This window comes from Kushneria indalinina DSM 14324 (assembly GCF_003385845.1).
GTDB lineage: Bacteria > Pseudomonadota > Gammaproteobacteria > Pseudomonadales > Halomonadaceae > Kushneria > Kushneria indalinina.
The window spans coordinates 1-14,454 of record NZ_QRDJ01000006.1 but is presented as its reverse complement, the minus strand read 5'-3'; the positions used below and the strand labels follow the sequence as shown (position 1 = coordinate 14,454).

General features: G+C 63.0%; 3 protein-coding genes. All 3 read right to left on the bottom strand.

Annotated elements, in window-relative coordinates:
• Positions 1 to 18 precede the first annotated feature (18 nt).
• Complete coding sequence (locus C8D72_RS00105) at positions 19 to 1,422, bottom strand: HlyD family type I secretion periplasmic adaptor subunit (RefSeq protein ID WP_115852409.1); 1,404 nt, start codon at positions 1,420 to 1,422, stop codon at positions 19 to 21.
• Positions 1,406 to 3,625, bottom strand: a complete 2,220-nt coding sequence (locus C8D72_RS00100; protein WP_211308738.1) for a type I secretion system permease/ATPase — start codon at positions 3,623 to 3,625, stop codon at positions 1,406 to 1,408. Before C8D72_RS00100 ends, C8D72_RS00105 begins: the two co-directional genes overlap by 17 nt.
• A gap of 191 nt (positions 3,626 to 3,816) precedes the next feature.
• The gene (locus tag C8D72_RS00095; protein ID WP_281271603.1) at positions 3,817 to 14,445 is read right to left on the bottom strand and encodes a beta strand repeat-containing protein; all 10,629 of its coding nucleotides are present in this window, start codon (positions 14,443 to 14,445) and stop codon (positions 3,817 to 3,819) included.
• Between the last annotated feature and the right edge of the window lie 9 nt (positions 14,446 to 14,454).

Genomic DNA, 14,454 nt, shown 5'->3' with positions numbered 1-14,454 from the left:
TCGTTTTTTATGACCGCATCAACGCTCACGCAGGGCACCCTGTTGCGCTCTCAATATCGGCTTGAGCAGATACTGCAAAATGGTCTGATCACCGGTGATCACATCCACGCTGGCCTGCATGCCGGGGATAATGGTCATCGGATTGCTGTCGCCGCCCAGGTGGTTCTGATCGGTCACCACGGTCACCTCATAAAAGCTGTTGCCCTTCTCGTCCTGCACCGTGTCGGGGCTGATGCGCTGCACCGTGCCCTTGAGCCCGCCATAGATGGTGAAGTCATAGGCGGAAAGCTTGACCGTGGCCGGCAGCCCCGGATGAATAAAGCCGATATCGCGTGGCGGAATGCGCACATCGATCTGCAGCTGATCCTCGAGGGGGACGATCTCCATCAGGCTGGCACCGGGCTCGATGACGCCGCCAACGGTGTTGACGTTGATGGTGCGCACGCTGCCCTGTACCGGCGAGGTCACCAGCGTCCTGTCCAGCCGATCCTGCAGGCTGGCCCGCCCCTGCTGCTGGCTCTCCAGCCGGCCGCGGGCCTCGCTCAGGGCATCGACACTGCGCACCCGAAACTGGGCCGCCACATCGCGGCGCCGACTGATGGCTTCCTGCAGCTCGGACTGTTTGGAGGGGATCGACAATCGCGCCGACTCAAGCTCCCCGCGCAGATCGTTGACCTGACGCTGCTGTTCGAGCAGATCCACCCGGGAGACCACGCCTTCCTGGACCAGCGGCGTGGTAATCGCCAGCTGCTGGCTGGCCAGCTGATGACTGCGAGAGAGGCTGGCGACCCGAGAACGAAGCTCGCTGAGTTCCTGGCTGCGCTGGGCAATCTGATCCCGGGATTGATCGAGCTGGGTGCGCAGCCCATTGATGCGATCGCGGTAGCTTTCAATCGCCGTGGTGGCCAGCTCCGGATTGACCGAGCGAAACGCCTCCTCGAACTCGGGCGGCTGCGATGTAATCACCACCTGGTCCTGCCAGCCGTCGGCCTCGGTATTGATGGCCACCGACGCAAGCTCGGCCTGGTACTGGGCAATGATCGATACAAGCCCTGCCAGGGTGGATTCGCGTTCGGCCAGATCGGAGCTGGCCCGGGTCGGGTCGATCCGGACCAGTGGCTGACCGGGCTCGACGATATCGCCCTGGCGCACATAGAGCTCGCGCACGATACCGCCTTCCAGGTTCTGGATGGTCTGCAGCCGGGTCGAGGGCACCACCTGCCCGTTGCCGCGGGTGACGATCTCGACATGCGCCAGCGCCGCCCAGCTGATAAAGGCGCCCAGTACCGCCACCAGCACCCACAGCAGGATGCGCGAGCGCCAGGGCGTGGCGAGCAGCATGGCGGCGCTGGCATCGTCAGCCAGTTCAAGCTCATGGCTGCCGGGGCGCGGCCAGCGTCCTTTCCTAGCCCGTCGTGCCATGGCGCACCTCCGCATCGGCACCGGCCGCACCCGGGCCCGGCCCGGTACCCGGGGCATGCACTCGCCCTTCGTTAAGCGCCTTGAGCACATTTGCCTTGGGCCCATCGGCAATGATGCGGCCCTTGTCGAGCACGATCAGACGATCCACGACTTCCAGCATCGAGCTCTTGTGGGTGACCAGCACCACGCTCTGATTGCGCGGCATCTCCATCAGCACGCGCCGCAGTCTGGCCTCGGCGCGGTTGTCCAGGTGCGCGCCGGGCTCGTCGAGCAGCAACAGCGGGGCATGGGTCAACAGCGCCCGAGCCATCAGAACGGACTGGCGCTGACCGCTGGACAGCAGACGGCCGCCCTCACCCACCTGGCGGTCCAGGCCGTCGGGATCGTGACGGGTGAATTCGGCCACGCCTGCCACGTCGGCGGCGCGCTGTATGGCCTCATCGCTGGCATGGGGCTGCCCCAGGGTGATGTTGTCGCGGATGGAGCCGAAAAAGAGCGCACTGTCCTGGCCGGCATGGCCGATATGGCGCCGCACATCGGCCGGATGAAGCTGATTGATATCCAGCCCGTCGATGCGCAGGCTACCGCTGGTGGCGCGGTAAAGGCCGGTCATCATGCGCTGCAGGGTGCTCTTGCCGGCCCCCATGCGCCCGATGATGCCGACCCGCTCGCCCGGCTCGATGACCAGGGAGATGTCATGCAGGATCTCGGGAGACTCGGGCGAGTATTGAAAGCCGACGTGATCAAATTCGATGCGCATGTTGAGCCGATCACGGTGCACATAGTTCTTGCCCTCTTCCACCTCCTCGGGCATCTGCATGATCTGATCGATGGCGGCCATGGCGCTGCGGGTCTGGCTAAAGCGCGTGATCAAAAGCGCCATCTGCGCCAGCGGCTGCAGCGCCCGGCCGGTCAGCATGACGGCGGCAATCAGCGCGCCCATGGAAAGCTGCGCATCGCCGATCAGATAGACGCCGTAAATGACCAGCGCCACGGTGGCCAGCTGGTTGACGCTCATGGTGAGCGACGACACGGACGTGGACAGGTTGCGGCTCTTGACGCCCCATTTGGCGATCTCGCCGACGGCGCGCTCGTAGCGACGCTGGGTTTCGCCCTGAGCGTTGGCCAGCTTCAGGCTCTCGAGCCCCGCCACGCTCTCGACCAGCCGCGCATGCTTTTCGGTCGCCAGCCGCGAGCCGAGCTCGATCGAGCGCTTCATCGGCCACTGAACCAGGATGCTATATCCGAGAAGAATCAACAGCGCGATGATGGGCACCCACACCAGCGGGCCGCCGACAATCCAGATCACCACCAGAAAGAAGATGGCAAAGGGCATGTCGACCACGGTGGTCATGGTCATGGAGGTGAAAAAGTCGCGAACCGAGTCGAACTCCTGCAGATTCTTGACGAAGGCGCCAACCGACACGGGGCGTGCCTCCATGCGCAGGTTCATGACCTTGGCAAAGATCTTCGAGGAGAGCAGTACCTCTGACTTGCGCCCGGCCGTATCGAGGAAAAAGGCCCGCACCTGGCGCACCAGCAGATCAAACGCCACGATGATGCCCATGCCGCTGGCCAGCACCCAGAGCGTGCTGAACGCCATGTTGGGCACCACCTTGTCATAGACATTCATGGTGAAAAGAGGCGCGGCCAGCGCAAACAGATTGATCAGCAGCGAGGCAATCAGGACATCACGATAGATCGGCGTTGAAAGCTTCAGCGTCGACCAGAACCAGTGCCCTTCGGCCAGTTTGACAGTCTCCGGCGCACGCTCGTCAAAGCGGTGTTCGCGGCGGATATAGACCATCTGGCCGGTGGCCTCCTCACGCAGGCTATCCATAAGGATCTCCTGGGTGCCGTCGGCTTCGGGCAGATAGATGGTGGCATGTTGCCGGTCGCTGTCACGCGAGAGCATGATCGCGGCCCGGCGGCCCTTCAGGATTACGATGCAGGGCAGCAGGATATCGGCGACCCGATCGGGCCGCTGACTGACCAGTTTGGCCGACAGACCCGCACGCTGGGCCGCACGTGGCAGAAGTGACAGTGTCAGCCGGCCGTCATCCAGCGGCAGGCCGTCGCTGATGACCTCACCCGAACGGGGCGCGCCGTGATAGCGCGAGAGAAAGACCAGCGACTGCAGCAGCGGGTCGCTCTCCTTCCCGGCAATGGGTTCCGGACGAAGTGGTGTGGGTTCTTCTGCCAAGCTACTGCCCCTTTTCTGGTTCGACCTGATAGACAGGGCTTCCCGTCTTTACTATGTGACAGGGACACTGCTCCATGAATGCCCGGGCCCTATTGTGAGGTGCTCCTGTCTCGCCTCCTGCCAAAAATAGCGATGGTTTATGGGCCTATTTCCGGCGTCAAAACACAGGTCGCGGTGACGCCGAAAACGTTCTAGCCATCCAGGTTCGTCTTGAGGTTGCCGTTGTCCAGCAGCGCCTTGATGATCTCCGTATCGGAGTTCCCCAGCGTGGTCATATCCACCCCGCTGAAGACGATCTTCTGGGTCACGCCACCGCCGGGGCCCTCGGTCCTGATCTCAAGTGTCGAGCTGCCGGAGGCCGATGTGCCCGGTGCCCCGCTGCTCTCGCCCCTGACGAAGTGCAGGTACTGAGAGGCCAGGCTGGCATCCTGCGCAGTGCTGCCGCTGCCACCAAGATCGAGCAGATCGGAGAGATCAAGCACATCACCACCATTCGTCTTGACGTTGGCCGTCGAGAAGTCAGTGACCCGATCAATGGCCGGGTCGGCGCTTGTGCCCTGGTCACCACGCATCCAGGCAAACGTATCGCTGCCCTCCCCGCCGGAGAGAATATCGTTGCCGGTGCCGCCTACCAGCCAGTCGTTGCCGAGCCCGCCTTCAAGACGATCGTTGCCGGCACCGCCATAGAGACGATCGTTGCCGGCACCGCCGCGCAGCGTGTCATCGCCGTCATAGCCGAACAGGATGTCGTTGCCGTCACCGCCGGTGAGAATGTCACTGCCGGTCGTGCCCATCATCAGATCCGCTCCGGCCGTACCGCTGCTGGCAGAGGTCACGTTGATGGATGTACCGCTACCCAGTCCCAGCAGCGTATTGTTGCTAAGCGTGACGGTCTGGTCGCTGCTGTGCTGACCGCTGCCATCGACGGTGGCAAAGGTGAAGCTGTCCGCCCTTGGCCCTGCATCACTCGGTAACAGCCCCAGCACAGACGTGGTCCGATCCGTCGGGTTGTAAGTCAGCGTGGTAGGGTCGAACACCTTGCCGGACAGCACGTCATTGGCCGTGACCGCCGTCATGCCGGAATAGATCACGCCGTTAACGGGCATCGAGGTAATCACCACGCCCGGGTTCGAACCGCTTTCCGCATCGTGAAAGTTGCCCAGTCGCGGAAAGTCGAGATACACCACGTCGTTTTTGATGCTGGTCTTGGTCAGCATCACCGTGAAGCTCGACGCCGTTGGCGCGCTGTCATGCGTGCTGCCGGTGACATGCACGGCAAGCGTTGCCGTGGCGGTGCCGCCCCTGCCATCACTGATGGTGTAGCTGAAGGTATCATCGGCCGTCTTGCCGCCCAGCAGCGCCCGGCTGGTAGGCCGATTGGGGTCCAGCGTATAGCTGTAGCTGCCGTTGCTTCCCAGCGTCAGCGTGCCGTAGACGCCATGGATCACCACGTTGCCGGCGCCGGTCACTGCCGCCGAGCTGCCGGCCAGCGTGTTGCCGACGCCGGTCACGGTCAGCTTGTCGCCGCTATCGACATCGTAATCGTTGGCCAACACGTTACCGGTCGCCGTGGGCACACCATCGGTGGCGGCATCCATACGGCTGGCTGCGCTGTCGGCAACAGCAACCGGCGTATCATTGACGCCGTTGACCGTGACGCGAATGGTCTGCGTCGAGCCGTTGGCTGCCTTCACCGTGAAGGTGTCGATCTTCGTCTGGCCCTCGCCCAGCGACTGGGTGACCGAGTTGGCAACGCTATATTGCCACTGCCCCTGAGCATTGATGGCAAGACTGCCCAGATTGCCCTGCGCCGGCGTAACGCTTGCCGGATCGATGGCAATCTGATGGTTTTGACTGTCTACCAGCAGCAGCGTGTTGGTTGTGGTCAGCGTATTGGGAGTCTGGTCTTCCGTGACGCTGCCGCGACCGGGGTCGACCGCAAAAACAGCGACGTTCTGGGTCACCGAACTCGACGCCTGACCGCCGTAAATACCGGTAGCCGTGGCCGTGAAGACCATCGGAATCACGCCCACAAAGCCTGCCGGCGGCAAAAGCTTCAGATCAGGCAGGGACCAGCCATCAAGAGGCACCGACTGGGTAGCCGAGCTGATCGTGACACTGTGCCCGGCCCCATCGCTGAGTACCGAGCCGACCGGCAGCTTGCTGGCCGAGATCGAAAGGGTCTCGCTGCCAATCGTGTCGGTCAGCGCCGCTTTCGGCGTGCCCAGCTCGATGCGGGTGCCACTCATGCCCTGGTTTTCATGGACCGGGTAACAGCTGATCCCGGCATTGACGGTCAGCGGCGAGAAGGACAACTGCGCACCGATCAGCGTGGACGGGCTGCCGTAGAGACCGAAGTTCAGCGAGGACAGCGGCAGCAGTGCCCCGCCATCGACGCTCAGCCCGATCGAAAAGGTCTGAGCGCTCGTCGAGGTATTGGCCGCATAGAGCTCGACCGGATAGTAGCCGCTGACCGTGGGTTTGAAGGCAACGGCGTTGTAGGTACCGCCCAGCTCCGTACCGGCCAGCAGCGCCTGCCCGCCCACCGAAAGTAGCGCCGCCCCTTGTGTACTGCCGCTGAAGGTATAGGTATGCCCCGCCTCCAGATAGATCATGCCCTGGCTGGCGTAGGCGTTGCCGGCACCAATGGTGGTATCGAGACCGGTGGCGGCGGTCGTTGAGCTGGTAGGAAGCAGAGAGCCCAGCAGGTCCAGCTCGCCTATCCCCACGCCCACATTGCTGACCGTGGAACCGGTGCCGGAAAGTGTTCCGCCCAGTCCACCGACGAGACCGCCCAACAGAGAACCGCTGCCGCCCAGCGCTGTACCGACCCCCCCCAGCACCGTGCCAAGTCCACCTACGACCCCGCCCAGGCCACTGATGACCCCGCCAAGCGTTTCCATCAGGGTGGCCGCGCCGCCCTGATACACATCAGCGATCAGCCCCAGCGAGCCGCCCAGTATGCCGCCGCTGCCGATGCTCTGATCAACCACCTGGATGGTCGGCGCATCGACATTGCCGGTGACGGTCACGGTCAGCGTGGTCGAAGCGGTACTGCCCTGGCCATCGCTGACGGTATAGGTCACGGAGGTGGTCTGCTGGCTACCTTCGGCCAGCTTCTGGAAGTCCTGCCCCGGGTTAAAGGTGTAGCTGCCGTCGGCATTGAGAATGAAGCTGCCGCCGTGGCTGCCGGCAATCGTCTGACCCACACCACTGGACGAACCGTTCACGGCGCTGACGCTCAGGTGCGCGGTCGCATCCGGATCGCGGTCGTTGCTCAGAACACCGTGCGTGGCATCGACGACCAGTGAATGGTCTTCATCGATGAGGCCGGTATCCGGTGTGGCACTGACCGAGCTGTTTTTGCCGATCACGGTGACCGTGATGGTGTGCGTCGTGCCATCCAGCGCCGACACGGTAAAGGTTTCCACCTTCGTCTGGCCGGCGCCCAGATAGGCGATGGCGCTGTTGGGCACGCTGTAGACCCACTGGCCATCGGCGGCCAGCGTCAGATGGCCAATCGTTCCGGCAGGCGCCGTCACGCTGGTCGGATTGAAGGTCGCTTCATTGACATCGGCATCGCGAATGGTGAGCGCGCCGCTGGTCACCAGCATCGGATCCGTAGCGCCGCTGTCCGTAGACGGAAGAGTGGCCAGCGCCCCGCCGGCGGCCCCGGTCAGGTTGACCACGATGGTATGCACGTTGCCCAGCGCGTCCGTCACCATAAAGGTCTCGTGCTTCACCACGCCCGCACCCAGTGACAGCGTGGCACTGTTGTTGACGTGATAGCCCCATCGACCGGCGGCATCGATACTCAGGCTGCCCAGATTGCCGGTACCGGACACCAGGCTGCCCGGGTCCAGCGAGACATTGAGCCCGGCATTGAGCTGCCCGCCCTGAGCGAGCAGGCCATCCACAATGGGCAGTCCGATGGTGGTGCCATTGCTCGTCCCGACCAGGTTGACCGTGACCTGGTGGGGCTGGCCACTGGCGTCCATGACCTGGAAGGTTTCTACCTTTATCTGGCCCACGGCCAGCGTCGGCAGCAGATGGCTTCCCAGTTGATAGCCGATATTGCCCGAGACATCCACGGACAGTTTCCCAAGCGTGCCCGTCGAGGCCAGCACGGCCGTGGGCAGCAGTGAGACACTGCCGAGCACTCCGCTCAGCAGCCCGCCGATGGAGGCCACGGTGCTGGTCAATACTGACGTATCGCTGGCGGGCACAATCTCCGTGACCACGCCGGTGTCCTGCCCGCCGATCACGGCAGGATTGTTGATGCCATTGATCGTGACCGTGACGGTCTGCGCGGTGCCATCCACGGTATAAACGGTAAAGACTTCTTCTCGGGTCTCTCCCGCATTGAGATAGCGCACCTGGTCATTATCGACCTGATAGTGCCACTGCCCGTCAGACGTGATGGTCAGCGCCCCCAGGGTGCCGGGGGCCGCCTGGGTGCTCTCCGGTACAAAGGCACTTTCACCGGTATCGACATCGGTGACGTGTAGTACACCCGAGGCCGTGAGCAGATGCTCCACACCCTGACTGCCGCTGCCGCCCGTGACGCCATCTGCGATATCGCCCGGACCGGCCAGTACAGGTACCCTACCGGTGCCGACCAGGTTAATCGTGACGCTGTGCGTGTTGCCTGAGGCATCGACGTAATTGAACACTTCGGCGCGGATTTCGCCCTTCGCCAGTACCGGCGCACTGCCACTGAGCAGGCTGTAGGCAAAACGGCCGTCAAGGCCGACGGTCAATGTCCCAAGTGTTCCCAGTGCCGGTACGGCCGCGCTGGGGTTGAGCGTCACGCCTGCCGCAAGTGGCAGTTCGCCGGACAGCTCGAGTGTGCTGCCCACCAGGCCATCAATGATGGGCTGACCGGCCACCGCGCCCTGCGCGGTCCCCACCAGGCTGACACTGACCGAGTGGGTGTTGCCCAGCGTATCCGTGAACTGAAACAGATCGACCCTGACCTGCCCCTCTGCGAGTGAGCCAAGGGTTGAGCGATCAATATGATAGCTGAAACTGCCATCGGTATTGATCTCCAGAAGCCCCAGCGTGCCGACCCCTGGCATCACCGTATTGGGCAGAAGGTTCAAGTTGAGAAGCCCGGAGAGCGTACTGCTCAGAGAGCCGGTCACCGTATGCAGCTCGTCATGCGTGACCTGCTCGGTCTCCTGCAACAGCGTAATGGCCGCCTCCGTCACGCTGCCGGTCGCCGTGCCGGTAATCACCGGCAGATCGTTGGTGCCGGCCACGGTCACCGTCAGGGTCGTGATACTGGCATTGCCATGCGCATCGCTGACCGTATAGCGAACCTGGGTGGTTGCTGTCTGTCCGGCCGGCAGATGGTCAAAGGCATTGCCCGGCTGGAACTGGTAGCTGCCGTCAGAAGCAAACGTAAACTGCCCGCCGTTGGAGCCCGCTATCGGCTGTCCGACGCTGCCGGCATCGCCGTTGATGGCCACCACGCGAAGGGTTGCATTATCACTATCCGGGTCCGTGTCGTTGGCCAGCACGCCATTGGCCGCATCCACGCTCAGAATGACGTCCTGCTCGGTGCTGCCGGTATCGGCCTGCGCCTCCGGGGGCAGAACATCGATTTGATAATCGCGGGTCGTTTCGGCACTGCCGACGTTGCCAGCCACATCGGTATGCGAGACAGCTGCACGGATCGAACCGGCTCCGGCATTCGCCAGTACACTACCGGGCACCGCGACGCTGAACGTACTGTTCTGACCGACGCTTGCGGTGTAGCTCTGACCACCCACTACGACGGTGACGGTGTCACCGGCTACCGCATCGCCGCCGGCACGACCGGTGATGGTGACATCCTGCGCGGCTTCCGCCGCATTGATCACATCGTCGCGGGCGATCGTGTCCAGCGAGATGGTGACGACGGGAATGGTCGTGTCGACCGCATAGCTCGCCGCAGTATTAGCCGAACCCGTATTGCCCGCCGCGTCGGTATGGCTGACGCCAGCACGAATCGAATCGCTAGAGGCCAGCTGGCTACCGGGCACGTTGATCGAGAAGGTGCCGTCGCCGTTGACCGCGCCGGTATAGATCTGGTCGCCGAACGTCAGGGTGACGGTGTCGCCCGCAGCGAATTCACCGCTGATCGAACCGGTCACCGGAATGGTCTGGTTGGCCTCATCGGCATTGACGATATTGTCGCCGGCGATGGTGTCGAGCTGGATAACCAGTTCCGGCGAAGTGATATCTACGCCGTAGTCACGACTGGTCTCGGCACTGCCGGTATTACCCGCGGCATCGGTATGGGTCACGGATGCCGACACGCTATTGGCACCGGCAGCAGCGAGAATCGAGCCCGGCACCGCCATGCTGAACGCGCCGTTCTGGCCGACGGTGGCCGTATAACTCTGGTTGCCCACACTGACAGTAACGGTATCACCGGGTGCGGCGTCACCGCCGGCGCGACCGGTGATGGCCACAGCCTGTGCGGCTTCCGCGGCGTTAATCACGTCATCGCCGGCGATGGTATCCAGCGATATCGTGACAACGGGCAGATCGGTGCTGACCGAATAATTGACGGCGGTATTGGCGGAACCCACGTTGCCCGCCGCGTCGGTGTGACTAACGTTAGCAAGGATGGAACCGTTCTGTGCCAGCTGGCTGCCGGGGACGTTGATCGAGAAGGTACCGTCAGCATTTACGGCGCCGGTGTAGCTCTGACCACCCACAGTCAGGGTGACGATGTCGTCAGCTGCAAACTCGCCCGAAACTGAACCGGTTACCGGAATGGTCTGACCGGCCTCGTCGGCGTTGACGATGTTGTCGCCGGCGATGGTATCCAGCGCGATCGACAGCGCCGGCGGTGTGGTATCTACGCCGTAGTCGCGAGTAATTTCAGCACTGCTGGTGTTGCCGGCGGCATCGGTATGACTGACCGAAGCCGAGACACTGCTGGCACCGGCGGCAGCCAGCGCGCTACCGGGCACGGCGACGCTGAACGTGCCGTTCTGCCCTACGACCGTGGTGTAGTTCTGGCCAGCGATTGAGACGGTGACCGTATCACCGGGCACCGCATCGCCGCCGGCACGGCCGGTGATACTTACATCCTGCGCGGCTTCCGCGGCGTTGATAACGTCGTCACCGGCGATCGACTCCAGCGAGATCGTGACGACGGGAATGGTGGTATCGACGGCGTAGCTCGCTGCGGTGTTGGCCGAGCCGGTATTACCCGCCGCGTCGGTGTGGCTAACCTCCAGGCTGATCGAATTATTCTGCACCAGCTGAGCGCCGGGTACGTTAATGCTGAAAGTACCGTCGGCATTCACCGCGCCGGTGTAGGTCTGCTCACCGATCGTCAGGGTGACGATGTCGCCCGCGGCATATTCACCCGTGACAGAGCCGGTCACCGGAATATCGCGACCAGCTTCTTCAGCGTTGACGACGTTGTCGCCGGCGATGGTATCCAGCGTGATCGACAGCGCCGGCGGCGTGGTATCGACGCCGTAGTCACGAGCGGTCTCGGCACTGCCGGTGTTGCCGGCCGTATCCGTGTGACTGACCGATGCCGAGACGCTGCTGGCACCAGCGGCGGCCAATATTGCCCCCGGCACCGCAACGCTGAATGCGCCGTTCTGACCCACAACTGTTGAATAGTTCTGACCACCGATCGAGACGGTCACCGTATCGCCGGGCGCGGCGTCACCGCCGGCGCGACCGGTGATGGTCACATCCTCGGCGGCTTCCACGGCGTTGATAACGTCGTCACCGGCGATCGACTCCAGCGAGATCGTCACTACGGGAATGGTGGTATCGACGGCGTAGCTCGCTGCGGTGTTGGCCGAGCCGGTATTACCCGCCGCGTCGATGTGGCTGACGTCGGCGCGAATCGAATCACTTTGCGCCATCTGGCTGCCCGGCACGTTGATCGAGAAGATGCCGTCGGCGCTCACGGCGCCGGTGTAGGTCTGATCGCCGATTGTCAGGATGACGGTATCGCCCGCAGCAAACTCACCCGTGACCGACCCGGTTACCGGGATATCGCGACCGGCTTCCTCGGCATTAACGATGTTGTCGCCGGCAATGGTATCGAGCTGAATAGCCAATTCGGGAGGCGTCGTATCGACGGCGTAGTCGCGAGAGGTCTCGACGCTGCCGGTATTCCCTGCAGCGTCAGTGTGACTTACAGAGGCCGACACACTGTTGGCACCAGCAGCAGCCAGCACGCTGCCGGGAACAGCGACGCTGAACGCGCCGTTCTGACCCACAACTGTTGAGTAGCTCTGACCGCCGACCGAGACGGTGACAGTATCACCAGGCGCGGCATCACCACCGGCGCGACCGGTAATGGTCACATCCTGAGCGGCTTCCGCAGCATTAATGACGTCATCACCCGCAATCGTGTCCAGCGAGATCGTCACCACGGGGATCGTCGTGTCGACGGCGTAGCTGGCCGCGGTATTCGCCGAACCGGTATTGCCCGCCGCATCGGTATGGCTAACGCCGGCACGAATTGAATCGCTCGAGGCCAGCTGGCTGCCGGGCACGTTAATCGAGAAGGTGCCGTTACCGTTGACCGCACCGATATACGTCTGCTGCCCCACAGTCAGCGTGACGAGATCACCCGCCGCAAATTCGCCCGTCACCGAACCGGTGATTGGAATGGTCTGGTTGGCCTCATCGGCGTTGACGATATTGTCACCGGCGATGGTATCGAACTGGATAGCCAGTTCCGGCGAGGTGGTATCCACCGCATAGGCGCGGGTAGTTTCAGCGCTGCCGGTGTTGCCGGCGGCATCGGTATGACTTACCGAAGCTGCCACACTATTGGCACCGGCAGCAGCGAGAATCGAGCCCGGCACGGCAACGCTAAACACACCGTTCTGACCCACAACGGTTGAGTAGTTCTGACCGCCCACCGAGATGGTCACCGTATCACCGGGTGTGGCATCGCCGCCGGCGCGGCCGCTGATGGTCACGTCCTGCTCGGCTTCCGCGGCGTTGATGACGTCATCGCCGGCGATCGACTCCAGCGAGATCGTCACTACGGGAATGGTGGTATCGACGGCGTAGCTCGCTGCGGTGTTGGCCGAGCCGGTATTACCCGCCGCGTCGATGTGGCTGACGTCGGCGCGGATCGAATCACTCTGTGCCAGCTGAGCACCCGGCACATTGATCGAGAAGGTGCCGTTACCGTTGACCGCACCGATATACGTCTGCTGCCCCACAGTCAGCGTGACGAGATCACCCGCCGCAAATTCGCCCGTCACCGAACCGGTCACAGGAATATCGCGACCAGCCTCTTCGGCATTGACGATGTTGTCGCCAGCAATGGTATCGAGCTGGATAGCCAGTTCCGGCGGCGTGGTGTCGACGGCGTAGTCGCGAACGGTCTCGACGCTGCCGGTGTTACCGGCGGCATCAGTATGCGAAACAGCGGCATTGATCGAACCGGCACTGGCATTTGCCAGCACACTACCCGGCACCGCGACGCTGAATGCGCCGTTCTGACCGACGGTCGTTGAGTAGCTCTGACCACCCACCGAGACGATGACATTATCACCGGGTACGGCATCGCCACCGGCACGACCGGTGATGGTCACGTCTTGCGCCGCTTCCGCAGCGTTGATGACGTCATCGCCCGCGATGGTATCGAGACTGATGGTGACGACTGGAATGGTTGTATCGACTGAATAGCTGACTGCGGTGTTGGCCGAGCCGGTATTGCCCGCCGCGTCGGTATGGCTGACGGCGGCACGAATTGAATCACCCGAGGCCAGCTGGCTGCCGGGCACGTTAATCGAGAAGGTGCCGTCACCGTTTACCGCGCTGGTGTACGTCTGCTCGCCGACCGTCAGGGTGACAATATCACCTGCGGCAAACTCGCCGCTGACCGAGCCGGTCACCGGAATAGTCTGGTTGGCCTCATCGGCATTGACGATGTTGTCGCCGGCGATGGTGTCGAGCTGGATGGCGAGATCTGGCGGCGTAGTGTCGACCCCGTAGTCACGGGCGGTCTCGGCACTGCCGACGTTGCCGGCCGCATCCGTATGACTGACCGACGCCGAGACACTGCTGGCACCAGCAGCAGCGAGGATCGAGCCCGGCACGGCGACGCTGAACGCGCCGTTCTGCCCTACAACCGTGGTGTAGTTCTGACCACCGACCGAGACAGTAACCGTATCACCAACCACCGCATCACCGCCGGCACGACCGGTAATCGTCACATCCTGCGCCGCTTCCGCCGCGTTGATGACGTCATCGCCCGCAATCGTGTCCAGCGAGATCGTCACCACGGGGATCGTCGTGTCGACGGCGTAGCTGGCCGCGGTATTCGCCGAGCCGGTATTGCCCGCCGCATCGGTGTGGCTGACGTCGACACGGATCGAATCACTCTGCGCCAGCTGAGCGCCGGGCACGTTAATCGAGAAGGCGCCGTCACCGTTTACCGAGCCGGTGTACGTCTGCTCGCCGACTGTCAGGGTGACGATGTCACCCGCGGCGAACTCGCCGCTGACCGAACCGGTGACCGGAATGGTCTGACCGGCCTCATTGGCGTTGACGATGTTGTCGCCAGCAATGGTATCCAGCGAGATCGTGACGACGGGAATGGTTGTATCAACTGAATAGCTGACTGCAGTGTTGGCCGAGCCCGTATTGCCCGCGGCATCGGTGTGGCTGACGTCGGCACGAATCGCGCCACTCTGTGCCAGCTGACTGCCGGGCACGTTGATCGAGAAGGTGCCATCAGCATTCACCGCACCGATGTAGCTCTGATCGCCGACGGTCAGGGTAACGATGTCGCCGGCAGCATACTCGCCGGTTACCGAGCCGGTGACCGGGATATCGCGGCC

What these genes read in the sequence shown, in the direction of transcription:
- C8D72_RS00105 (WP_115852409.1), bottom strand. Translation starts at nt 1,422, where the DNA reads ATGGCACGACGGGCTAGGAAAGGACGCTGGCCGCGCCCCGGCAGCCAT.